Annotated in this window: 19 protein-coding genes; 15 read left to right on the top strand and 4 right to left on the bottom strand. The window is 69.9% G+C overall.

The window, feature by feature from the left end; translation table 11 throughout:
* Nucleotides 1–17: 17 nt before the first annotated feature.
* The gene (locus tag FSV73_RS17715) at nt 18–914 is read right to left on the bottom strand and encodes a LysR family transcriptional regulator (RefSeq protein ID WP_145009159.1); all 897 of its coding nucleotides are present in this window, start codon (nt 912–914) and stop codon (nt 18–20) included.
* A gap of 101 nt (nt 915–1015) precedes the next feature.
* On the opposite strand from FSV73_RS17715, the gene FSV73_RS17710 reads away from it, so the two are divergent.
* From FSV73_RS17710 to FSV73_RS17640, 15 genes are all read left to right on the top strand, one after another.
* Nucleotides 1016–2542, top strand: a complete 1527-nt coding sequence (locus FSV73_RS17710; RefSeq protein ID WP_437179296.1) for an NADH-quinone oxidoreductase subunit L — start codon at nt 1016–1018, stop codon at nt 2540–2542.
* On the top strand, nt 2539–4986 hold the full coding sequence (locus tag FSV73_RS17705) for a YbcC family protein (protein ID WP_145009157.1): 2448 nt from the start codon (nt 2539–2541) through the stop codon (nt 4984–4986). Before FSV73_RS17710 ends, FSV73_RS17705 begins: the two co-directional genes overlap by 4 nt.
* A gap of 252 nt (nt 4987–5238) precedes the next feature.
* Nucleotides 5239–5520, top strand: coding sequence for a hypothetical protein (locus tag FSV73_RS17700; RefSeq protein WP_145009155.1), 282 nt, complete (start codon nt 5239–5241; stop codon nt 5518–5520).
* A 287-nt stretch (nt 5521–5807) separates the two neighbouring features.
* Nucleotides 5808–6071 carry a hypothetical protein gene (locus FSV73_RS17695; RefSeq protein ID WP_132832105.1) on the top strand — a complete coding sequence of 88 codons (264 nt, stop codon included), beginning with the start codon at nt 5808–5810 and terminating at the stop codon, nt 6069–6071.
* A gap of 304 nt (nt 6072–6375) precedes the next feature.
* Nucleotides 6376–8571 (top strand): TonB-dependent siderophore receptor, encoded by a 2196-nt coding sequence (locus tag FSV73_RS17690; protein WP_145009153.1) that lies wholly within the window; start codon nt 6376–6378, stop codon nt 8569–8571.
* Between the two features lie 113 nt (nt 8572–8684).
* Entirely contained in the window at nt 8685–9932 is a 1248-nt protein-coding gene (gene fes, locus FSV73_RS17685) for an enterochelin esterase (RefSeq protein WP_145009151.1), read from the top strand.
* Between the two features lie 21 nt (nt 9933–9953).
* Nucleotides 9954–10160 (top strand): MbtH family protein, encoded by a 207-nt coding sequence (locus FSV73_RS17680; protein ID WP_145009149.1) that lies wholly within the window; start codon nt 9954–9956, stop codon nt 10158–10160.
* Nucleotides 10161–10171: 11 nt separating this feature from the next.
* Entirely contained in the window at nt 10172–14110 is a 3939-nt protein-coding gene (locus FSV73_RS17675) for an enterobactin synthase subunit F (protein ID WP_222119454.1), read from the top strand.
* 118 nt (nt 14111–14228) lie between these two features.
* Nucleotides 14229–15245, top strand: coding sequence for a LacI family DNA-binding transcriptional regulator (locus FSV73_RS17670; RefSeq protein ID WP_145009147.1), 1017 nt, complete (start codon nt 14229–14231; stop codon nt 15243–15245).
* A 244-nt stretch (nt 15246–15489) separates the two neighbouring features.
* Nucleotides 15490–16431 carry a substrate-binding domain-containing protein gene (locus tag FSV73_RS17665; RefSeq protein WP_145009145.1) on the top strand — a complete coding sequence of 314 codons (942 nt, stop codon included), beginning with the start codon at nt 15490–15492 and terminating at the stop codon, nt 16429–16431.
* A 12-nt stretch (nt 16432–16443) separates the two neighbouring features.
* Entirely contained in the window at nt 16444–17220 is a 777-nt protein-coding gene (locus FSV73_RS17660; protein WP_145009143.1) for an ATP-binding cassette domain-containing protein, read from the top strand.
* Between the two features lie 13 nt (nt 17221–17233).
* Nucleotides 17234–18253 (top strand): ABC transporter permease, encoded by a 1020-nt coding sequence (locus FSV73_RS17655; RefSeq protein WP_145009141.1) that lies wholly within the window; start codon nt 17234–17236, stop codon nt 18251–18253.
* Nucleotides 18250–19335, top strand: coding sequence for a phosphotriesterase family protein (locus FSV73_RS17650; RefSeq protein WP_145009139.1), 1086 nt, complete (start codon nt 18250–18252; stop codon nt 19333–19335). The genes FSV73_RS17655 and FSV73_RS17650 overlap by 4 nt, the downstream gene beginning before the upstream one ends.
* Nucleotides 19336–19356: 21 nt before the next feature.
* Nucleotides 19357–20112 carry a glutamine amidotransferase gene (locus FSV73_RS17645; RefSeq protein WP_145009137.1) on the top strand — a complete coding sequence of 252 codons (756 nt, stop codon included), beginning with the start codon at nt 19357–19359 and terminating at the stop codon, nt 20110–20112.
* A 25-nt stretch (nt 20113–20137) separates the two neighbouring features.
* The gene (locus FSV73_RS17640) at nt 20138–21268 is read left to right on the top strand and encodes a M20 family metallopeptidase (RefSeq protein ID WP_145009136.1); all 1131 of its coding nucleotides are present in this window, start codon (nt 20138–20140) and stop codon (nt 21266–21268) included.
* On the opposite strand, the gene FSV73_RS17635 is transcribed toward FSV73_RS17640, so the two are convergent.
* Genes FSV73_RS17635 through fepD form a run of 3 tightly spaced genes read right to left on the bottom strand, consistent with a single transcriptional unit; the run spans nt 21265 to nt 24049 of the window.
* A complete protein-coding gene (locus tag FSV73_RS17635) occupies nt 21265–22062 on the bottom strand; it encodes an ATP-binding cassette domain-containing protein (RefSeq protein WP_145009134.1) in 798 nt (265 codons plus the stop codon). The two genes, FSV73_RS17640 and FSV73_RS17635, sit on opposite strands and share 4 nt — an antisense overlap.
* Nucleotides 22059–23057, bottom strand: a complete 999-nt coding sequence (gene fepG / locus FSV73_RS17630; RefSeq protein WP_145009133.1) for an iron-enterobactin ABC transporter permease — start codon at nt 23055–23057, stop codon at nt 22059–22061. Before fepG ends, FSV73_RS17635 begins: the two co-directional genes overlap by 4 nt.
* The gene (gene fepD / locus FSV73_RS17625) at nt 23054–24049 is read right to left on the bottom strand and encodes a Fe(3+)-siderophore ABC transporter permease (protein ID WP_145009132.1); all 996 of its coding nucleotides are present in this window, start codon (nt 24047–24049) and stop codon (nt 23054–23056) included. Before fepD ends, fepG begins: the two co-directional genes overlap by 4 nt.
* Nucleotides 24050–24069: the final 20 nt, after the last annotated feature.

The raw sequence follows: 24069 nt of genomic DNA, 5'->3' as shown, positions 1-24069 counted from the left end.
GCGGCGCCATGCCGCTGCTAGCCCTCGGTCGCCGCCTGCGCCAGCGGCTGGCCGAGCAGCTCGTCCAGGATGTTCAGCCGAAACTGGCGTTGCAGGGTCACCGCATAGAACTGCTCGGCGATCTCGGGCACCTCGGCGTACAGCTGCAGCGCTCCACTGCGCAGTTCGTCCTGCACCACCACGGCGGGCAGCAGCGCCATGTCGCCGGAATCCCGGGCGAGCAGGCGCAGCATGGCCATGTCGTCGACCTCGGCGCAGATCAGCGGATGCAGTCCGTGGCCGGCACAATAGACCTCGAACTGGCTGCGCACGTCGCTGCTGCGCCCCGGCACGATCAGCCGGGCCTGTTGCAGGTCCCGCCGCAGGTCGAAGGGGCGGCTGTCCTGGCGCGGCGGGCCGATCAGGCACACCGCCTGGCGCGCCAGCAGGCGGCACTGCCAGGTGCGCTGGCTGTCGGCGCTGACCGCCTGGTTGGTCAGCACCACGTCCAGCTTGTGCAGGGCCAGGCGCTCCAGCAATGCCTCCACGCCACCGGATTCCAGGGTGAGCACCAGGTCCTCGCGGCCGAGGAAGGGCCGCAGCAGGTTTTCCTGGAAGTTGCGCGAGAGGGTCGCGACGGCGCCGATGCGCAACGTCTGACTGGCCTGGCCGGTGTGATGCAGGGTGGTCTGCAGTTCGCTGCCGAGGGCGAAGATGGTGTCGGCGTAGTCCAGCACCAGTTGCCCGGCCTCGGTGAGGCGCAGGCTGCGACCGGAGCGGAGGAACAGGGCATGGCCCAGCTGCTCTTCCAGGACGCGGATCTGGGTCGAGAGGGCCGACTGGGAAACATGCAGCGTCTCGGCGGCACGGGTCAGGTTGCCTTCCTTGGCGACGGCCCAGAAGTAGTGCAGATGATGGAAATTCAGTCGGCGCATGAAGTGTTCTTATTAAGTGAACGATTGGTTCTGATCTATCTATTTTAAATGGTCCAGACATTTCTTGACACTAGCGCCATCCCCCTCCAGGAGCGCTCACCTTGTCTAGCCTGCCGGTTTCCCTGGCGTCACTGCTGCCCTGGGCCTATGCCCTGGCGCTGATCCCCACCACCTTCCTCCACTCACCACGGCGATTCTGGTGGCCGGTCCGGGCCGCCGGCTATCTCGGCCTGATCCTGGCGGTGGCCGCCGGGCTCCAGGCGGCCTTCGGTGGTCAGTCCGGCGACCGCCTCGGCCTGGCGATGGCCGGGCTGATCAGCCTGCTGGCGCTGGTGATCATCGAATATTCCCAGCGCTACCTGGAGGGCGAACCCGGGCAGCGGCGCTATGGGCTCGCCCTGTTGGCGACCCTGGCCGCCGTGGCCACGGTGGTGACCGCCGGCAACCTGTACCTGCTGGTGGGTGCCTGGATCCTTTCCAGCCTGAGCCTGCATCAGCTGCTAACCTTCTACCGCGAGCGGCCCCAGGCGGTGGTGGCCGCCCACAAGAAGTTTCTCGCCAGCCGCCTGGCCGACGTCAGCCTGCTGCTGGCGACCCTGCTGCTGGTGCGGGCCAGCGGCGACAGCCAGATCGCCGGGATCCTCGCCGCGGTGGATGCCCGGCTGCAGAGCAGCGGCCAGCTCGGCTGGGACCTGCAGCTGGCGGCACTGCTGCTGGCCCTAGCGGTGATCCTCAAGTCGGCCCAGCTGCCGGTGCATGGCTGGCTGATCCAGGTGATGGAGGCGCCGACGCCGGTCTCGGCGCTGCTGCACGCGGGGGTGGTCAACCTCGGCGGTTTCCTGCTGCTGCGCTTCGCGCCGCTGTTTGCCGCCGCCGTGCCGGCGCAGAGCCTGCTGGTGCTGGTCGGTGGCCTGACGGCGGTGCTCGCGGCGCTGGTGATGATGACCCGGATCAGCATCAAGGTGCGCCTGGCCTGGTCGACCTGCGCGCAGATGGGCCTGATGCTGCTCGAATGCGGCCTGGGGTTGTATGAGCTGGCGCTGGTCCACCTGCTGGCCCACTCGCTGTACAAGGCCCACGCCTTCCTGGCGGCGGGCGAGACGGTGGCCCATGCCCGCCGTGATGCGCTGCAGCCAAGGGTGCCGCTGCCGGGGCTGGCGAGTCTGGCCTGCGCGCTGCTGCTGGCCGCCCTGGCGCTGACCCTGCTGAAGGGCCTCTGGACCCTGCTGCTACCCGACCATGAGCTGCCCTGGGTGGCCCTGACGCTCCTGGCCATCGGCCTGACGCCCTGGTGTCTGCGGCGCGGCCAGTTGGCGCACGGACTGCTGGTGTTCGCCCTGTTGCTGGCGGCCTACCTGCTGTGGCACCAGGCGGCCGGCTGGCTTCTCCATCAGCGGCTCGCCGCGGCGCCGCTGCCGCTGACCCTGTTCGCCGTACTGCTGCTGCTCGGCCTCTACCTGCTGCAGGGGCTGCTCCTGGCCCGCCCCCGTGGCGCCCTGGCGCAGCGCCTCTATCCCCTGGCCTTCGCTGGCTTTTACCTGGATGAGCACTTCACCCGCCTGACCTTTCGCCTGTGGCCGGCGCGTTCGCCGCAACCCCTTATCGCGTCCCTAGGAGACCGTCCATGACTGCGTTCGAACCCCTCGCCAGCCTCGAGCAGGCCTCGCTGCAGGAAGCCGCGCGGCAGGCCTGTGCCTGCATCGCGCCGACCTGGCCGTTGGATCGGATGATCGCGGTCAACCCGCTGTGGGAACGCTGCGATCAACCCTGGTCGGTCGTCGCCGCGCAGCTCTGGCAGCGTGCCGGCAGCCGCCTGACCCTGAGTGCCGCGGACTATCGCCAGGCCTGGCAGGACGGCACCCTCGCCGAACGTCACCTGCGCCAGGCGCTGGCCGAGCACGACGGCGCCTGGACGCCCGCCCAGCTGCTGCAGGCGTTGCAGGCGCCGGAGGAGGAGGGCCAGGGCTTGCCGCTGCTCGAAGACCTCGCCGAACCGGGCATCCCGCTACCGGGCTGGCCGGCGCTGATCACCCAGCAGATCGGCCAGAGCTGCGCCGCCTGGTTCGATCAGGCACAGGCCGACTGGCGCCCGGACGACCGCGCCGGGCTGTACCAGGCCTGGCGTGCCAGCCTGCTGGCGGACCAGGGCTTGAGCGTGCTCAGTGCCTGTGGCGACCTGCATGCGCGGATCGCGGCCCTGCCCCCCGAGCCCGAGGCGGCCCTGGTAGCCGCGGTTCGCCACCTCGGCCTGGCGGCGGAAGACTGGGCCCCCTGGTTCGATTGCCTTTTGCTGCGCAACCTGGGCTGGGCGTCCTGGTGCGCCTACCGCCGCTGGCAGGCCAACCTGCAGGGCGAGGAGGACCAGACCATGCAGGAGTTGCTGGCTATCCGCGCCGCCTGGGAGTGGCTGGTGGATGATCGTCGGCGCGATGCCGACAGCCGTTGGCATCGCTGGCGCGCGGCGTGGGCAGCCGGGTTGCAGCAACCGCCCTCGGCGACGTGGCAGGCCCTGCAGCTGTGGCAGCGCGCCGACGAACTGGCCTGGCAGGAGCAGTTGCAGCGCACCCTCTGCCAGGACGTCCCGGCCGCCTCGCCCGAGGCCCCCCTGGCCAAGCTGTTCTTCTGCATCGACGTCCGCTCCGAACCGCTGCGGCGGGCCCTGGAGCAGGTCTGTCCGGAGCTGGAGACCGGCGGCTTCGCCGGCTTCTTCGGCCTGCCCATCGCCTTTACCCCCTTGGGCACCCAGGCCACGCGCCCGCAGTTGCCGGGTCTGCTCGCCCCCCAGCTGCAGGCCAGCGAGGGCAGTGGCGATGACGCCCAGGATCGCCAGCTGGCCGAGCGGCGCCAGGCGCGCCTGGCCCGCCAGGGACGCTGGCGGCTGTTCGAGCGGCTGCCGGCCTCGACCTTCACCCTGGTCGAGAGTGTCGGCCTGGGCTACGCCGGTGCCTTGCTGGGGCGCACCTACGGACTGCTCGAGGGCGCCTCGCCGCCAGACCGCAACGCCTGGCGGCGCAGCGAATGGCAGCGCCTGCAACCGCGCTTGCCAGCCATGGATCCGACCCAGAAGATCGACCTGGCCGAGCGGATCCTCAAGGCCATGGGCCTGCGCGGGCCGGTGCCGGCGCTGCTGGTGCTGCTCGGCCATGGCAGCCAGAGCGCCAACAACCCGCAGGCGGCCGGGCTCGACTGCGGGGCCTGCTGCGGCCAGAGCGGCGAGATCAACGCGCGGCTGCTGGCCGGGCTGCTCAACGAGACCAAAGTTCGCCTGGGCCTGCGCGACCGCGGCCTCGACCTGCCGCCGCAGTGCCAGGTGCTCGCCGGGCTGCACAACACCACCACCGATGAGGTACGGATCTTCGCCGACGAGGCCCTGCCGGAGGCGCTCCAGCCCAGCTGGCAGCGCCTGCGCACGGCGCTGGACCTGGCGACTGCCGCGGTACGGCGCGAACGCGCCGGCAGCCTGGGTCTGGCCGCGCTGGCCGAGCAGCCGGAGCGATTGCTTGGCCAGCTGCGGCGGCGGGCCCGGGACTGGGCGCAAACCCGTCCCGAGTGGGGGCTGGCCGGCAATGCCGCCTTCATCGCCGCGCCGCGCGCCCGCACCCGTGGCGTCGACCTGCAGGGCCGTGCCTTCCTGCATGACTATGCTTGGCGCCAGGACGAGGACAACCGGATCCTGGAGGCGATCATGACCGCGCCCATGGTGGTGGCGCACTGGATCAACCTGCAGTACTTCACCTCGACCACTGATAACCTGCGCTTCGGCAGCGGCAACAAGCTGCTGCACAACGTGGTGGGCGGCCATATCGGCGTGTTCGAGGGCAACGGGGGCGACCTGCGCATCGGCCTGGCGCGGCAATCGCTGCATGACGGCCAGCAGTGGCGGCATCGCCCGCTGCGCCTGCACGTGGTGATCGAGGCGCCGCGCGCCAGGCTCGACCAGGTGATCGCGAACCAGCCGGTGGTGCGCGATCTGGTGCGCCACGGCTGGCTGCACCTGCTGCGCCTCGACGGGGAGCCGGCCAGCCTCGAACGCCGTACGGCCGGCGGGTGGCAGGCCCTGCCAGAGGCCTGAGTGGGGGACTGACCACCGCGGCGTGCGCGGCCGCCTGGACTGCCTGGCGACCGCGGCACGACGAGGTCCCTGGCGCACCGCCCAGGCGGGTGGTGCCCGCGGACAGCACAGCGCCGGGCGGTGTCTACGCGCGGCCGGCCGCCCCTGCGGCTTTGCGATGGACACCTCAGGTAGCACAGCCGCTGCGGCCCGGCAGAAACCATCCTTCGCCGCTGGCAGTCTCTGCAAGGTCACTCTCGTTAGGAACCTCCGATGTCGAAAGCGCTACTGTCCTCGCTCCTCCTGATGGCGGCCGCCACCCTGGCCGCCTGCGACAAGACCTCCGAAGACCACGCCCGGGATGCCCAGGCGCATAGCCACACCGCCCAGGAAAAGGCCGCCGAAGGCAAGGTCGACCGCGCCTCCCAGGAGCAGGCCAAGGCCGCCGAGGATCGCTCCCAGGCCAATGCCGCCGCGGCCGGCGAAGGACGCCATACACCGCCGGATTCCGCGGTACCCGGTTACATCAAATCGCCGAGCAAGGAGAATCCCTGATCGGCGGCGATAGGGTCACGGCCTCCCCGTGGCTGCAGACCGGGGGAGGGCGCTGCAGCCCTCTTGCCGGAGCACCCCGGCCCGAACATCCGCCTCCCGGGCAGGCCCGGGGCCGCGCCGAGGGTGGGGCCAGGCCCGCTTACCAAGCCGGCGCCGCTCAAGGACGCAGGGGAGCGAGCCGACGAGGGTCGTTTCCGGGCCGAGCAATGGTGGTTTACATTCGTCGCCAGGCGATTAGAGTAGGGAACCCGCAGTCAGCCCTCGACCACCCTCCCTGGAGCCACCCCATGAGCCCTTCGCGACCGATCCACTGGTATCGTGCCCGCAGCACGTTGGAAATCGTCGCCCTGGGTCTGGGAGTGATCGCCCTGGTGGTGGCCCTCGACCAGGGGCTGCGCAATTCACCCTCCGAACACCTCGCCGACTACCACGCCTGCAAGGGCGATGGCGGGCTGGCGCGGATGAACGCCATCGGCGAGATCGTCTGCCGCCTGCCCAGTCCGGTGATCGGCCAGGTCGCGGCCAAGACGCCCGCCGTCTCCGGTCTCTGAGCCACCGCTCCATCCGCTCCTCCCCCTGCTTCGAGGCGGTCCAGTCGCGGCCTTGCCTGCCTGTCGACGGCGCCGTACCGCTCCCGTCGGCGCCACCGCACGTCCTCTTCTCGTGATCCCGCCCAGCCAGGGGCTGGGGAGACCGGCAGTCTGCTAGCCGCACCCATCCCCGGCATCTCTTAACGTAACATTTGATAATGAGAGTTTTTATCATTTAAAGTGCTGGCCCCTCGCCCGCGCGTCGGCGAGGAGCAGCCTTCAAGTGCACGGCGTCGGCTGCAACGCCACGGTCACAAGGATCACCATGAACACCCAAGGAATTCTCTGCCAGCCCCTTCGTCCCCGTCGTGCAGCGCTTCGCCCGCTGCTGCTGGTCGGCGCGTTGATCCCCTTTCCGCTGACGGCCCTCGCCGCGACGGTGGCCGAGCAGAACGCAACGGAACTGGACACCCTGACCATCGAAGGCAACCGTCTCTACGACATGGCGCCCTCCGAGCAGACCGGCGGCTACACCGTGGATTCGGCGACCGTGGGTACCAAGACGCCCGCCGCGTTGCGCGACATTCCCCAGTCGATCACCTCCTACACCAGCGAGTACATCAAGGATCGCAACTTCAACACCCTCGATGACCTGGCCAAGTCCACCGCCGGGCTGCGGGTGCTGACCAACGACAGCGGGCGCTCCTCCATCTATTCGCGCGGCTACGAATACGACGAGTACAACATCGACGGCCTGCCGGCGCCCATGACCAGCATCTTCGGCACCGTGCCCATCCTGTCGCCCTTCGACCGGGTCGAGATCATGCGCGGCCCCTCCGGGCTGTTCAACAGCACCAGCGAGCTGGGCGGTATCGTCAACATGGTGCGCAAGCGCGGCACCGAGGACTTCCAGGGCCATATCACCGGGCGCTACGGCTCCTGGGACACCAACTACCAGGAAATCGACCTGGCCGGGCCGCTCACCGAGAGCAAGAACGTCCGCGGTCGCTTCGTCGCTTCCCGGGCCGACACCAACGGCGAGGTGGACTACAACGCCAGCACCAACGAGAGCTACTACGGCGACCTGGACATCGACCTGTCGGATGCCACCCAGGTCTCCTTCGGCCTCATCCACCAGGTCAAGAACATCACGCCCAACAACGGTTTTCCCACCAATGCCCAGGGCAAGCTGCTGGACTTCAGCCAGTCGCGCTTCTTCGGTGCCGACTGGAACTACTTCGATGGCCAGACCACCGACGGCATCTTCGAGCTGACCCACAGATTCGACAATGGCGGCTATGGGCGTATCGCGGCGCGGGCATCGCATCGCGAGGCGGATTATCTCTACGCCTTCACCGGTGGCGCCGTGCAGGCCAATGGCAATACCAGCATCCGCACCACCACCCGTGATTTCGACCAGGACGCCTACTCGCTGGATGCCAGCTACAGCCAGCCGTTCGAGGCCCTGGGGCAGGTCAGCGAGTTCGTCGTGGGGACCGACTACAAGCACTACGACACCGACTACAGCAATGGCAATGGCGTGCTGGGTACGGTCAACGTGGACACCTATTCGCCCAGCCGCTTCGCCAAGCCGGCCCGGGTCTACCAGACCGAGCTGACCAGCGACGAGAAGGAATTCGGTCTCTATTCCAAGCTGACCTTCCGCCCGATCGAACGGCTGGCCTTGATCGGCGGGGCGCGAGTCGGCTGGTATCGCGGCGATGCCAACACCCGGACCTTCGCCACCGCCACGACCGCCGAGACCAACAAGGCCGCTGACCAGCAGCACAACGGCTACGTCACGCCCTATGCGGGCATGGTTTACGATCTCGACGACAACCACTCGCTGTATGCCAGCTATTCGCGGGTCTACAAGCCGCAGACCGACTACGTCGAGGCCAATGGCGATCCCATCGATCCGCGCGAAGGTGAGCAGTACGAGGCCGGGATCAAGGGCAGCTATTTCCAGGGTGACCTCAATACCCGGCTCTCGCTGTTCCAGCTGACCGATGAGAACCGGGCGACCGCCTTGCTCAATGCCAATGGCGTCTCCACCGGCTTCTACACCAATTCCGGCAAGACCCGGGTGCGCGGGGCCGAGCTCGAGGCCAGTGGCAAGCTGACCGACCAGTGGGAGGTGCTCGCGGGCTACACCTACATGCGCACCGAGAACCTCAGCGGGGTGGCCAACACCCTGTTCGAAACCATGCCCAAGCACATGGCCTCGCTGTGGACCAAGTACACCCTGGCGGGTGGCCCGCTGACCGGCCTCAGCATCGGCGGGGGCGTCACCGCCATGAGCGACTTCTCCCAGACCAACAACAACGTCACCGTTTCCGCCCCTGGCTATGCCACGGTCGATGCCAAGTTCGCCTATCCGGTCACCAAGCAGCTCACCGCGACCCTGGACGTGAACAACCTGCTCGACAAGGATTACTGGTCCCGCGTAGGTTCGGTCTCCACCTTCAACTTCCAGGGGCCGTCGCGCAGCGTGATGGTCGGGGCCCGCTACGACTTCTGATGACCTTGAGCTCCGGGCGGCGCTCCTAGTGTGCCGCCCGGAGCGCGGGCGCAGGAATCCGCACCGCACCGCTCCGACGCCGCCGATCTGCCAGGACGACACACTGCAACGCGATGAACGATCCACTTTTCCAACGTGACGACGTGGGCAGCGAGCCCTGGTGGCAGGCCGTGGCCGCTCGGGGTACGCCGCTGATCGAGCCCACCGCCGGTGGCCGCTATCGCCTGACCTTCCTCTGGCGCGATCCCGCGGGGCTGGCCGAGCACTCCGACACCCGGCGGGTCTGGCTCAATATCACCGGCGTCACCGACCATCATCAACCGGGCCTGCCGCAAAGCCTCGCGCGTCTGCCGGGCACCGATGTCTGGGCCTGGGAGACCGAGCTGGACGGGCGCTGGCGCGGCAGCTATTGCCTGATTCCCACACCGGAAACGGCGCCTTTCGAAGACGAGGCCGAGCCCGATCTGCAGGGCATTCGCCTGTGGTGGCGCAGTGTCTTCCCGCTGGCCCAGGCCGATCGGCTCAATCCCCGTCGCCCCTGGCAGGGTGGGCGGGGGCTGGCGGTGTCCGGCGTGCACCTGCCGGCCGCGCCGGCGCAGCCAGCCTGGGTCGGCTTCGACGAGGACACCGGTGAGGCGTCCTGCACCGGGGTCAGGCTGCAGCAGCATCAGTGGGACAGCGCCCGGCTGGGCAATAGCCGACCTGTCTGGCTCTTCACGACGGGTGATAGCAAACCTGAAGAACGCCCCCTGGCCATCCTGCTGGATGGGCAGTTCTGGGCGCAGACGATGCCCATCGGCGCGCCGCTGCAGCAGCTCACCGACCGCGGCCTGCTGCCGGAGGCGGTCTACCTGCTGATCGATAACAGCGACCGCGCCTTGCGTGGCAGCGAGCTGCCCTGCAATCCGGAGTTCTGGCTGGCGATGCAGGAGGAATTGCTGCCGCAGGTCAGCCGCTGGGCACCCCATGCGCAGCGGCCGGACACCACCGTCGTGGCCGGCCAGAGCTTCGGTGGGCTGGCGGCGCTCTATGCCTCCCTGCACTGGCCGGAGCGCTTTGGCTGCGCCCTGAGCCAGTCCGGATCCTTCTGGTGGCCCAGGCGCGGTGCGCCGGGTCGACTGTTCGAGGCCCTGGCGGCCGGGCAGGGGGCCGGGCAGCCGCTGCGCCTGTTCATCGAGGCCGGGCTGCGCGAGCCGGCCATCCTCGAGGCATCGCGCGCCCTGGTCGAGCGCCTGCGCGCGCAGGGCCATGCACTCGACTATCGCGAGATCGACGGCGGCCATGATGCCCTCTGGTGGCGCGGCGGCCTGCTCGACGGCCTGGTCCGGCTCTGGCAACCCCTGGTGGCCGTCGGCCCCTGACACCTTTCCCCCGGAGGTCCCATGGACGCCCTCAATCCCTTCGACGATCCGGCGCAGGTGCTGGTGATTCTGCGTAACGCCCGTGGCCAGTGCAGCCTCTGGCCGCAAGCCATGGCCTGTCCCGCCGGCTGGGCGCCGGTGTTCGGGCCGGCGTCCCGGGCGGCCTGCGATGATTGGCTGGCGTCCCACTGGCGCGATATCCGCCCGGTCGTTTCCTCGCTTTCCTGACTGGAGTTCCCGTGTCCTCTTCTGCCCCCGTTTCCCCTCGCGAACTGCCCCTGGTCGCCGCTCAGCCCGGTATCTGGATGGCCGACCAGTTGTCGCCCCATGCCAATGCCTTCGCCGTGGCCCATCTGGTCGAGCTGCGCGGCGCGATCCAGCCCCAGGCGCTGCTGGCGGCCATCGTCCAGGGGCTGGGCGACCTGGACAGCCTGCAGCTCAGGTTCGCCGAGCGCGAGGGCGCGTTGGTGCAGTGGATCGACAACGACGCCGAGATCGTCGCGCCCGCGTGGGTGGACCTGCGCGGGGTGGCTGACGCGGAAGCGGCGGCGCGGGCGGCCATCCGCGCCGATCTGGAGGGCGACCTGCGCGCCACCGCGGGCGGTCCCCTGTGGCTCAATCGCCTCTACCAACTGGGTGACGACCACCTGTACTGGTACCAGCGCTATCACCACCTGCTGATCGATGGCTATGGCTTCGCCGCCCTGGCCAAGCGGGTGGCGGCCCTTTATAGCGCCCACGTAAACGGTGAAACGCCCGAGGCTTCGCCCTTCGTGTCCTTCGCCGAGGTGGTACGCGAATACCAGGACTACCAGCAGTCGGCCGTGTGCGAGCGCGATGCGGCCTTCTGGCGCGAGCGGGGCGCCACGCTGCCGCCGGCGGCGTCCCTGGCGCCCGGTGGCCTGGCCGGTCAGGTCCCGACGCCGCGGGTGGTGGAGGCGCGGACGCGGGTGTCCGCCGAGGTCTTCGCGCGCCTGGCCGAGCAGGGCAAGGGCCAGGGGGTGACGCCGGCCGATCTGGCCGTGGCCCTGGCGGCCACCTGGTTCGCCCGGTTGAGCGGACAGCCCGCCTTCAGCGCCGGCTTCATCTTCATGAGACGCATGGGGTCGGTGGCGCTCAAGTCCGGCGGGGCGACGCTCAACGTCCTGCCGCTGGGAGTGCGCACCACCCCGGACCAGACCCTGGCGGAGCTGGCCGCCGGGCTGGCTGCCGACCTCAAGAAGATCCGTCGCCACCAGCGCTACGATGCCGAGCAGATCGCCCGCGACCTGGGCCGGCCGGGCGATGCCGAGCCCCTGACCGGCCCGGTCATTAACCTCAAGCTGTTCGACTTCGCCCTGGATTTCGCCGGGGTGCCCGGCATTACCCACGAGCTGGCCTCGGGGCCGGTACGTGATTTGGAAATCGCCCTCTACCTGGAGGCCAGCGGCGCCCTCGACATCAAGCTGCTGGGCAACGCCGAGCGCTACGCCGCGGACCTGCTGCAGGGGCACGCGGAGCGCTTCGGCCTGCTGGCGGCGCAATTCGCCCGGCAGCCCGGGCTCACCCTCGGCGCGGCCGAGCTGCTGGCGCCGGCGGATCGGCGCTGGCTGGACGCTATCAATGCGACCGAACGGCCGCTACCGGCGGCCACCTTGGCGACCCTGCTGGCCGAACAGGCCGCCCGCACGCCCGCGGCGCCGGCGCTGGCCGACCTCCAGCATGCCTTCACCTACCGGGAAACCCGCCAGCAGGTGCTGGCCCTGGCCCAGCGGCTGAGCGCGGCCGGGGTAGGGCGGGGCGACATCGTCGCCGTCGCCTTGCCGCGCTCGGTGTTCCTGTCCCTGGCGCTGCTGGCCACCGTCGAGCTGGGCGCCGCCTACCTGCCGCTGGACAGTGGCTATCCCGACGAGCGCCTGCAACTGATGCTCGACGATGCGCGGCCGCGGGTGCTGCTGACCGATGCCAGCCAGCGCGGGCGTTTCCCGGATCTGGGCGACACGCAGGTACTGATCCTCGATGCGCCGCTCGAGGCGCTGGCTGAAGAGCCGACGTTCGAGGGGCCAAGCCCCAATGATCCGGCCTATGTGCTCTATACCTCCGGTTCCACCGGCCGGCCCAAGGGCGTGGTGGTGGGGCATGCCGCCATCGTCAACCGCCTGCTGTGGATGCAGGACAGCTACCCGATAGCGGCGGGCGATACCGTGCTGCAGAAGACGCCGAGCAGCTTCGACGTCTCGGTCTGGGAATTCTTCTGGCCGCTGCTGGTGGGCGCCCGGCTGTACCTGGCGCCACCCGAGGCCCATCGCGATCCCGCGGCCCTGCAGGAGCTGTTCGCGCGGGAGCGGGTGACCACGGTGCACTTCGTGCCTTCGATGCTGGCGGCCTTCGTCGCCAGCCTGGACGAGCCGGCCGCCGTCGCCCGCTGCGCCAGCCTGCGCCAGGTGTTCTGCAGCGGCGAGGCCCTGCCCACCGAGCTGGCGCGCACCTGGGAGCGCCGGGTCGGCGCCCCCTTGCACAATCTCTATGGTCCCACCGAGGCCGCGGTGGACGTCTCCTACCATCCCGCCCATGGCGCCGCCCTGGCCGCTGTCAGCGGCAGCAGTGTGCCCATCGGCAAGCCGGTGTGGAACAGCGGGCTGCACATCCTCGACGAGCGCCTGCGCCCGGTACCGCCCGGCGTGGCCGGTGAACTCTATCTGAGTGGCGTGCAGCTCGCCGACGGTTACCTGGGCCGCCCGGAGCTGACCGCCGCCCGCTTCATCGCCGCGCCCGCAGCCGCGGGCGAGCGGCTGTATCGCACCGGTGACGTGGCGCGCTGGCTGCCCGAGGGGGTCGTCGAATACCTGGGACGCAGCGATGACCAGGTGAAGATCCGTGGCCAGCGCATCGAGCTGGCGGAGATCGATCACGCCCTGCTGGCCTTGCCGGGCGTCGCCCAGGCGGTCACCCACGCCCGGGTACTGGGCGCGCTGGCCAACGCCACGGGCGGGGATGACCGGCAGCTGGTGGGTTATCTCGTCGCTCAGCCCGGCGCCGGGCTGGACCTGGAGCGGCTGCGCGCGCGTCTCGGCGAGCAGTTGCCGCCGCATCTGGTACCGGTCGCCCTGGTCGAGCTGGAGGCCTTGCCCCTGGGCGCTACCGGCAAGCTGGATCGCAAGGCGCTGCCCGCGCCCCAGGGCGTCACCCGCGCGGCGAGCCGGCCCGTGGCGCCCGGTCTGGAAAGCGACCTGGCCGCGGCCTTTTCCGAGGTGCTCGGTTGCGCCATCGTCGGCGCGGATGACGACTTCTTCGCCCTCGGCGGCCATTCGCTGCTGGCCATGACCCTGGCGGCCAACCTGCGCCGGCGCCTGGCGCGGCCGGTCTCCATCGGCCAGATCATGGTGGCGTCCAGCGTCGCCCGCCTGGCTCGGCAACTGGAGCAGGATGCCGCCCGCGAGACCCGCGCCGGTTTCGAGACCCTGCTGCCGCTGCGCCAGGCCGAGGGTCCCACGCTGTTCTGCTTCCATCCGGCCTCGGGCTTCGCCTGGCAGTTCAGCGTGCTGCAGCGCCACCTCGATCCGCGCTGGTCGCTGCTCGGCATCCAGTCGCCGCGTCCCGACGGTGCCCTGGCCCAGGGCGCCGACCTGGAAGCCGTCATCCAGCGCCACCTGCGCACCCTGCGCGAGGTCCAGCCCCGGGGGCCCTATCATCTGCTCGGTTATTCCCTGGGCGGTACCCTGGCCCAGGGGCTGGCCGCCCGGCTGCAGGCGGCCGGGGAGGAGGTGGCCTTCCTCGGTCTGCTCGATACCTACCCGCCGGAAACCCAGAACTGGCAGGAGCGCGAGGGCCAGCGCGAGCTGGATCCCGAGGTGCTGGCCGAGGTGAATCGCGAGCGCGAGGCCTTCCTGGCCGCCCAGCAGGGCCTGGCCGATCCGGCGCTGGGCGAGGGGGCGGAGCTCTTCGCCACCATCGAGGGCAACTATGCGGATTCGGTGCGGTTGCTGGCCACCGCCCGCAGCGCCCGCTTCGACGGCGAGGCGCTGATGTTCGTCGCCCGGCGCACCCTGCCAGCGGGAATGGACGTCAAGGCCACCTGGGCGCCCTGGATCACCCGGCTGCAGGCCTACGAGGTGGATTGCGCCCATGTCGACATCATCGCCCCGGCCCAGCTGGCGCAGATCGGGCCGGTGCTGAACCGGGCCTTGAAAGCCTTGTGAGGGAACGGCGAGCCTGAGCGGCTCGACGGCGCTACCGCGCTCAGGCAAGGTGGGAAACCTGGGCAGGGCGTGAGAGATGATCGGCCAGGCCGTCCTTTCTCTCGGTGCAGGTGGAGCTATGGCGAAAAGCGTGACGATCCAGGATGTCGCCCGGCAGGCCGGCCTGTCCAAGTCCGCCGTGTCGCGCTACCTGAACCATAGCCTGACTCTGCCGCCCGCCACGGCCCAGCGCATCGAAGGGGCCATCGCGGCGCTGGGCTTCCGGCGCAACAGCCTGGCCCAGCGCCTGAGCAAGGGGGGCAGCGAGACCATCGGGCTGGTCCTGCCGGATATCGCCAACCCCTTCTTCGCCGAACTGGCCGATGCGGCCGAGGCCACGGCCTTCGCCCACGGCTACAACCTGGTGCTGTGCCTGACCCGCAACGATCCGGCGCGGGAAATCCAGTACGTGCACTGGAAGGGCTCGCGCACCGTCGATGGCTTGCTGTTCATCACCAACCGGCCGGACGACGGGACCCTGGCCGCGCACCTGGGTGCCTACCGGGAGATCGTCCTGCTCGACGAGGACGTACCAGGGACGACCATGCCCAAGGTGTTCGCCGACAACGTCGCGGGGGGGCGATTGGCCACCGAATACCTGCTTCGCCAGGGGCACCGCCGCATCGCCCATGTCTCGGGTCCCGCAGCGGTGATGAGCGTGCGCGAGCGGCAGGCAGGCTATCAGGGTGCCCTGGCCGCGGCCGGTCTACCCCTGCGCGCGGACTATCTGCTGCTCGGTGAATACAGCCGCGACTTCGGCCGGCAGGCGGCGGCGACCCTGCTGGATCTGCCGGAACCGCCCCAGGCGATCTTCGCCGCCAGCGACTTCATCGCCCTGGGAGTGCTCGATACCCTGCGCGAGCGCGGCCTCCGGGTGCCCGAGTCGCTGTCGCTGGTAGGGTTCGACGACGCCCCCTACGCCGAATTGCTCACCCCGCCGCTGAGTACCGTGCGGCAGTCCGCCCGGGAGCTGGGGCGCCAGGGGATCGAGGCCTTGCTGGCGGTGCTCGCCGGGCACCCCGTGGCCGAGGAGCGACGGGTGGCGGTGACCCTGGTCGAGCGAGGGTCGGTTGCGCCGCCGCGTGCCCCAGGGTAGCACCTGACGTTTCCATCCTGCCCAGCCATGGGGCACGACCAGTCGGTCGGGGTCGCAGGCTCTAGCACGAGGGTTTCGCTAAGCGTTTGAATTGCCAGTGGAAGGTTATCCGGAGCGGCTGGCTGGCATGGCTTGTGCTCGTTCTTTCCACGACGGAACCTCAGGGTTCTCTTTTTTGGTCTGGTTAGTAAACCGGTTTACCAATGACTGCCTGCCGTAGCGGGCAAGGTAGAGGAGGATGGAGATGCTTCGATTCGGCAAGACGTTCGCTCCGCTGCTGCTGATGCTCGGTCTGGGCTGGTTCGGGGTCGTCCAGGCGGCTCCGGCCAAGCGCCTGGCGCTGGTCCAGGTGAATCAGCAGGCGCTCTATTTCACCCAGATCACCCAGGGTGCCCAGGCCGCCGCCAAGGCCGCCGGAGCCGAGCTGGTGGTGTTCAACGCCAACGACAATCCGTCCGCCCAGAACGACGCCATCGAGGCCTACATCCAGGACAAGGTGGACGCCATCCTGGTCTGTGCCATCGACGTCAATGGCATCAAGCCGGCGGTCACGGCGGCCACCCAGGCGGGCATCCCGGTGGTGGCCATCGACGCGGTGATCCAGGGCGACAACCCGGTGCAGGTCGGCGTCGACAACCGCGCCGCGGCGCGCCAGCTGGGGGAATACACCGGGGCCTACATCACCCGCGAGCTGGGGGGAGAAGCCAAAATCGGGGTGGTGGGCGCCCTCGGCTCCTACGTGCAGAACCTGCGCCTGGACGGCTTCCGCGAAGGCCTGGCGCAGAGCGCGCCCAAGGCCAGGATCGTCGGCACCGTGGACGGCAACAACGTCCAGGACAAGGCGCAGAGCGCGGCGGAAAACCTGCTCACCGCCAATCCCGACCTGCAGATCGTCTATGCCACCGGCGAGCCGGCCCTGATCGGTACCGTGGCGGCCAGCGTCGCCCAAGGCAGCGGCGAGCGCACCCGGATCTTCGGCTGGGACCTTTCGCCCCAGGCCGTGCAGGGCCTGGACGATGGCTCCGTGGCGGTGGTGGTGCAGCAGAACACCCGGGGCATGGGCCAGGCCGCGGTGCAGTCGGCGCTGGCGCTGCTCGCCGGCAAGCCGGTGGCCAAGCAGCAGGACATCCCGGTGACGCTGGTCACCCGCGACAACCTCGACGCCTATCGCGCCGACTTCAAGTAACGGAGGCCACCCATGGACGCTGCGACGACCGTTCCCCGGGTCAGCATGACCGGCATCACCAAGCACTACGGCTCCATCCAGTCCCTGCGCGGCGTCGATCTCGACCTGCAGCCGGGCGAGGTGCTGGGGCTGGTGGGCGACAATGGCGCCGGCAAGTCGACCCTGACCCAGATCCTCTCCGGCGCGGTGCTGCCCAGCAGCGGCCGCATCTGCATCGATGGCCGCGAGGAGGTGTTCCAGGGCCCGGCGGATGCCCAGCGCTGTCGCATCCAGATGGTCTACCAGGACCTGTCCCTGTGCGACACCGTGGACGTGGCCGGCAATCTCTTCATGGGGCGGGAACCGCGGCGCCGGCTGTGCGGGCTGCCGCTGCTGGACGAGCGCAAGATGCACGCCGATGCCCGGCGCATCCTCGAGGCACTGGGCATCAGCCTGCCCGACACCCGCGCCCAGGTACGCCATCTCTCCGGCGGCCAGCGCCAGGCGGTGGCCATCGCCCGCGCCGCCGCCTTCGAGCCGCGGGTACTGATCATGGACGAACCCACCGCCGCCCTGGCGGTAGCCGAGGTCGAGGCCGTGCTGGAGTTGATCCGCACCATCAGCCGCCAGGGGGTGAGCGTCATCCTCATCACCCACCGGCTGCAGGATCTCTTCCTGGTCTGCGACCGCATCATGGTGCTGTACGAGGGCCGCAACCTGGCCGAGCGCCCGGTGGCCGACACCAGCCTGGGGGAGATCGTCGAGCTGATCGTCGGCCGCAAATTCACCGCCCGTTCCGCCTGCGCCTAGACCGGAGGACCCCATGAACACCCTCGACCTGACCCGACAGCGGGTGGTGGTGCAGTCGCCACTGCGCCGCCTGCTGCACGACTATCCCGGCGTGGCCAGCATCGCGCTGTTCTTCGCCCTGTGCTGCCTGCTCTTCGCCCTGGTGACCGATAACTTCCTCAGCGGTGCCAACCTGCTCAACGTGATCCGTCAGAACGCGCCGCTGCTGATCGTGGCCGTGGCCATGACCCTGGTGGTGACCACCGGCGGCATCGACCTGTCGGTTGGCTCTACCCTGGCCCTGGTGGGGGCCCTGGCCGCGCTCGGGCTCAACAGCTGGCAGCTGCCCTGGCCGCTGGTGCTGGCCGGCGGCCTGCTGATGGGGGCGCTGATCGGCGCCCTCAATGGCTACTTCATCGCCTACGCGGGGATCCCGGCCTTCATCGTCACCCTGGCGACCCTGACCATCATCCGCGGCCTGGCGCTGCTCATCACCCAGGGCTATTCCATCCCGGTGCCGCGCGAGCTCGGCGCCTTCCTGGCGCTTGGCCGCGGCTGGCTGCTGGGCCTGCCGCTGGCGGTGTGGCTCGCGCTCTTCGGCGTGCTGGGCGGCATGCTGCTGCTGGGCAGGATGCGCTTCGGCCGCTACCTCACCGGAATTGGCGCCAACGCCGAGAGCGTGCGCCGGGCGGGGGTGAACACCCGCGGCGTGCTGCTGCGGGTCTATGTGCTGAGCGGCATGGCGGCGGCGCTGGCCGGGATGATCGTGACCGCCCGCCTGGGCAGTGGCTCCTCCAACCAGGGGGAAGGCTTCGAGCTGGAGGTCATCGCCGCCGTGGTGCTGGGCAGCACCAGCCTGTTCGGCGGCTTCGGCACCATCCTCGGCACCCTGCTGGGGGTGCTGACCATGGCGGTGATCAAGAACGGATTGATCCTCGCCCATGTGGCGCCCTTCTACACCCAGATCGCCACGGGGGCCATCGTGCTGCTGGCCATCTGGCTCAACACCCGCATCCTCAAGACCGGCCGGCCGCTGGGGAGGGTAGGGGCATGAGTCTGTTCCGCCATCCCGAGCCACTTCCGATCGGCGTCGACAGTGGCCAGGCCATGACGGTGCTCGGCCCGCTGCCGGTCGAGCGACTGGGTGTGACCCTGATGCACGAGCACATCCTGCTCGACGCCTCGGGCAAGTGGGTGCCGCCCAGCTGCTGCGGCGAGCGGCACCTGGCCGAACAGCCGGTGAGCATCGAACTGCTCGGCGAGTTGCACCTGAATCCGCTGGTGAGCCGGGACAACTGCCAGCTGTTCGACGTCGACCTGGCCTGCGCCGAGCTGCTCAAGTACCGGGCCCTGGGGGGCGAGACGGTGGTCGACCCCACCAACCTCGGCATCGGCCGCGATCCCCAGGCGCTGCAGCGTATCGCGCGCCTCACCGGACTGAACATCATCATGGGCGCGGGCTTCTACCTGGAGCCCTCGCACCCGGCCTACGTCCGGGAGCGCTCGGTGGCGGAGCTGACCGCCCAGATCGTCCACGACGTCGGCGGCGCCGCGGAAAAGCCGGAGGTGATCGCCGGCCTGATCGGCGAGATCGGCGTCTCGGCCGCCTTCACCGCCAGCGAGGAAAAGTCGCTGCGCGCCGCCGCGCGGGCCAGCGGCCTCACCGGGGTGCCCCTGGCGGTGCACCTGCCGGGCTGGGAGCGCCTCGGCCATCGGGTGCTGGACATCGCCGCCGCCGAGGGCGCCGACCTGCGCCACGTGGTGCTCTGCCACATGAATCCCAGCCACCGCGATCTCGACTACCAGCACGGCCTCGCCGAGCGCGGCGCCTTCCTCGAATACGACATGATCGGCATGGGCTACTACTTCGCCGACGAAGCCGCCCAGTCGCCGTCGGACGAGGACAACGCCCGGGCGCTGGTCGGCTTGCTGGAGGCCGGCTACGGCGATCGCCTGCTGCTGTCCCAGGACGTCTTTCTCAAGACCATGCTCACCCGCTACGGCGGTCACGGCTATGGCTACCTGCTCAAGCACTTCGTCCCGCGCCTGCGCCGCCACGGCGTCACCGGGGCGCAACTGGAAACCCTGTTGATCGATAACCCGCGCCGGGTCTTCCAGCGTGATCGATCGGTCTAACGTCCCCTCACAGGAGAAGCTATGAAACCGTCCGTCCTGCTCGCCGGCGAATCCTGGGTCAGCACCGCGACCCACATCAAGGGCTTCGACCAGTTCGCCACCGTCACCGCCCACAATGGCGCCCAGCGACTGCTCACCGCCCTGGCCGACAGCGACTATGCCATCACCCAGATGTGCGCCGACCAGGCCCAGAGCGAATTTCCCGCGACGCTGGAGGCCCTGCGCGACTACCAGGTGGTCATCCTGTCGGACATCGGCGCCAATAGCCTGCTGCTGCATCCGGACACCTGGCTGCGCAGCCGGCGCACGCCGAATCGCCTGACGGCCCTGTGCGAATTCGTACTGGAGGGCGGTGCCCTGATGATGGTGGGGGGCTACTACAGCTTCCAGGGCATCAATGGCGGTGCCCGCTATCGCGGCACGGCGGTGGAGAAGGTGCTGCCGGTGCGCTGCCTGCCCCATGACGACCGCGTGGAAGTCCCCGAGGGCTTCACCCCGGTGTTCCACGGCGAGCACCCGGTGCTGCAGGGCCTGCCGGAAGAGTGGTCCTACCTGCTCGGCTACAACGAGGTGACCTTGCACCCGGAAGCCCGACTGGTGTCGACTGTTTCGGGGAGCGGCCATCCCTTGCTGGCGACCCGCGAGGTGGGGAAGGGGCGTACCCTGGCCTGGACCAGCGACATGTCGGTGCACTGGATGCCCGACGACTTCCTGCCCGGCGACGCCTACCGGCGCTTCTGGCTGAACTGCCTGGACTGGCTCACCCGCCGCGGCTGATCGCCCGCGCGTCCTGGAGATCGCCATGCTCACTGATCCGCTCGCCCTCACTCGAGCCCTGCTGGGCTTCGCCACGCTCAATCCGCCCGGCGACGAGGAGGCCTGCGCCGCCTTCCTGGCCACGGCGTTGCGCGACGCCGGCTTCCACTGCGAACTGCACGGCTTCGGCGAGCGCCGCTGCAACCTGGTGGCCTGGCTGCCGGGTCGCGGGAAGGGCAAGCCGCTGGGCTTCACCGGCCATCTCGACGTGGTCCCCCTGGGCAATGCCGCCTGGCGCCATGGCCCCTTCGCCGGGGAGGTGGCCGACGGGCGACTGTACGGGCGGGGCGCCAGCGACATGAAGGCAGGCATCGCCGCCTTCATCGTCGCCTGCCAGCAGCAGCGCGAAGCCATCGCCCAGGGTCCCGGCGTGCGGCTGCTGCTCACCGGTGGCGAGGAAACCGGTTGCGACGGTGCCCGCGCCCTGTGCCGGGAAGTACCGCACCTGCTCGGTGAACTGGGCGCCCTGCTGGTGGGCGAGCCCACCGCCAACCGGCCGGTGCTGGGGCACAAGGGGGCCTTCTGGCTGCGCTGCACGGCCCACGGCCGGACCGCCCACGGCGCCATGCCCGAGGAAGGCGAGAACGCCATCTACCGCCTGGCCGAGGCCATCGGCAAGGCACGCACCTTCAGCGTCGGTCCGGCGCATCCGCTCATGCGCCAGCCAACGCTCAACGTGGGCACCGTCAGCGGTGGCCTGAACATCAACTCGGTGCCGGATCGCGCCGCCTTCACCCTCGACCTGCGCACCGCGCCGAATCTGCAGCATGCCGACATCCAGCGGCGGCTCGCCGAGCACCTGGGCAGCGATCTGGACCTGGAGGTGCTGGTGGATCTGCCCGGCGTCTGCGCCGATCCCGGCGACGCCTGGGTACGCCAGGTCTTCGACCGCTGCGCCACGCTGCATGGCGAGGCCATGCCCGCCACCGTGGTGCCCTATTTCACCGATGCCGCCGTGCTGCTACCGGCCCTGGCCGAGCCGCCCACCCTGATCCTCGGGCCGGGCGAACCCAGCATGGCGCACAAGGTGGATGAATACTGCGAGGTGCGCCGCCTGGAAGAGGGGACGGCGCTCTATGGCCAGCTGATCCGCGACTGGATGAGCGCCGGGCGCTAGCGCCGCGCCAGGGGCACCACCATGGGGGTCCCGGCCACCGGGTCGTCGATGATCAGGCAGTCCAGATCGTAGACCGCCTTGATCAGCGCCGGGGTGACCACGTCCCGCGGGCGGCCGCTGGCCAGCACCTTGCCATCGCGCATGGCCACCAGGTGGGTGGCGTAGCGGCAGGCATGGTTGAGGTCGTGCAGCACCATCACCAGGGTATGGCCCCGCTGCTGGTTGAGGTCTTGCAGCAATTCCAGCAGGTCGATCTGGTGGGTGATGTCGAGCCAGGTGGTGGGCTCGTCGAGCAGCAGCAGGGGCGTTTCCTGAGCCAGGGCCATTGCGATCCATACCCGCTGGCGCTGGCCGCCGGACAGGGTGTCCACCGCGCGATCGGCCAGTTCGAAGACCCCGGTGGCCTGCATGGCTTGGGTCACCGCGCGCTCGTCGTCGGCGCGGACCCCACCGAACAGCGACTGGTGCGGATAGCGCCCGCGTGCCACCAGGTCGCGGACGCAGATATCGCCGGGGGCCTGGGAGCTTTGCGGCAAGAGTCCCAGCCGACGGGCGACCTCCTTGGTGCGATAGCTCTGGATCGCCTGGCCATCCAGCCAGACCTGGCCGCTGCTGGGCGCCAGCAGGCGGCTCAGGGTGCGCAGCAGGGTCGACTTGCCACAGCCATTGGGACCGATGATGACCGTCAGCTCACCGTCGGGGATGGTCAGCGAGAGGTCCTCGGCGATCAGTTTGCGGCCATAGCCCAGGGTCAGGCGCTCGGCACTCAGGCGCGAGGAGGGGGCGTCGTTCATGAGCGGCGGGACTCCCAGATGAGCAGGCCGATCAGGTAGAGCCCACCCAGGCTCACCGTGACCAGGCCCACCGGCAGGACATAGGGCAGGAACAGGCGTTGGGCGAGGAGATCCGCGCCCAGCAACAGCACCGCGCCGGTGAGGGCGGCGGCGGGCAGCGCCAGGCGCTGGGTGCCGGTCAGGCGGCGGGCGATCTGCGGCGCGGCGAGGGCGATGAAGGAGATGGGGCCCGCCACCGCGGTGCCGGCGGCGGTGAGCACCACGCCCAGGCCCAGCAGCGACAGCCGGGTGCGTTCCACCGGGACGCCGAGGGCGCAGGCGGTGTCGTCGCCCATCTCCAGCAGGAACAGCCGACGACTCAGTGCCAGGCTGGCCGTCCCCGCCAGCAGGATGAAGAGCACCGCCGGCCAGGCCTTGGCCCAGGTCAGGCCATTGAGCGAGCCGGCGCTCCACAGGCCGGCGCTGAAGGCGGCCTCCAGGGAGGCCTGGACGATCAGCCAGGTGTTGAGCGCCATCAGCAGGGCGCGCACGCCGATGCCGACGATGATCAGCCGGAGGGTATCCACGCCACTGCCGCGCCAGGTCAGGACATAGACCAGGGCGGCGCTGGCCAGGCCGCCGATCAGGGCGGCGGTGGTGCTCCAGAGGATGCTGGCCTGGAACAGGACCAGGGCCACCAGCACCCCGCTGTAGGCGCCGGTATTGAAGCCCATGATGTCCGGACTGCCGAGGGGATTGCGCAGCAGCGACTGGAACAGCGCGCCACTGAGCCCCAGGGCCGCGCCGATCAGCAGCGCCAGGGCCACCCGCGGCAGGCGCCACTGGGTGACCACCAGCTCGATGCCGCGCGGCGCCTCGCCGAGCAGGGCGGCCACGACCTGGGACGGACTCAGGGCCAGGCTGCCGCTGCCTAGGGCGAACACCGCCAGCAGCAGGGCGGCGCCGCTCAAGGCGAGCAGCACCCAGAGCAGGCGCAGGCGGTCGGGGCGCCTCATGCGCGGACGCCCTGGCGCTGCCGGCGGGCCAGCCAGATCAGCAGGGGGGCACCGAGGAAGGCGGTCACCACCGAGACGCGCAGCTCGCCGGTCACCAGCAGCCGGCCGACGATGTCGGCGGTCAGCAGCAGGCTGGGGGTGAACAGCAGAACGAAGGGCAGCAGCCAGCGATGGTCCTCGCCGATCGCCCAGCGACCCAGGTGCGGCACCATGAGGCCGACGAAGGCGATGGGCCCGACCGCCGCGGCGGCGGCGCCGCAGAGCAGGGTGATGGCCAGCAGGCCGAGCAACTGGGTCTGGCGCACCCGGGTACCGAGGGCCACGGCCAGCTCGGTGCCCAGGCTCAGGGCATTCAGGGCGGGCGCCAGCAGCAGGGCGATGATCACGCCGCCCAGTACCGGCAGGCTGGCGCTGCGCAGCAGGTCGAGCTGGCGTACGTCCAGGGAGCCGAATTGCCAGAATCTCAGTTGGTCGTAGACCTGCGGATCGAGCAGGGCGATGCCGGAGCTGACGCCTTCGAGCATCGCCCCCAGCGCCACCCCGACCAGCACCAGGCGCATGGGGTTGAAGCCGCCGCCACCGGCGACGCCGGCCAGCAGCACCACCAGGCTGGCCAGCAGGGCGCCAGCGAAGGCAAAGCCCAGGTACTGCTCGGGACCGCTGGCACCGAACAGGGCGATGCCCAGCACCACGGCGAAGCTGGCACCGGCATTGACGCCGAGGATGCCGGGATCGGCCAGGGGGTTGCGCGTCAGCGCCTGCATCAGGGTGCCGGCCACGCCGAGGGCGGCGCCCGCCAGCAGCCCGGCGAGGGTCCGCGGCAGCCGCGCTTCACGCACGATCAGGCAGGCGGGATCGCTGCAGACGTGGCCCAGCGCCTGCCAGACCTCGGCCAGCGGGATGGCGGTGGAGCCCAGGGCGAGGCTCGCGGCCATCACCCCGAGTAGCAACAGTCCGGCGCAGCCGAGCAGGAAAAGCGGGCGCATGGTCATCCGTGACGGCAAGCAGGAAA

The organism is Pseudomonas oryzihabitans (assembly GCF_007665395.1).
Taxonomy (GTDB): domain Bacteria; phylum Pseudomonadota; class Gammaproteobacteria; order Pseudomonadales; family Pseudomonadaceae; genus Chryseomonas; species Chryseomonas psychrotolerans_C.
This window is presented reverse-complemented; position numbering and strand designations above follow the sequence as displayed.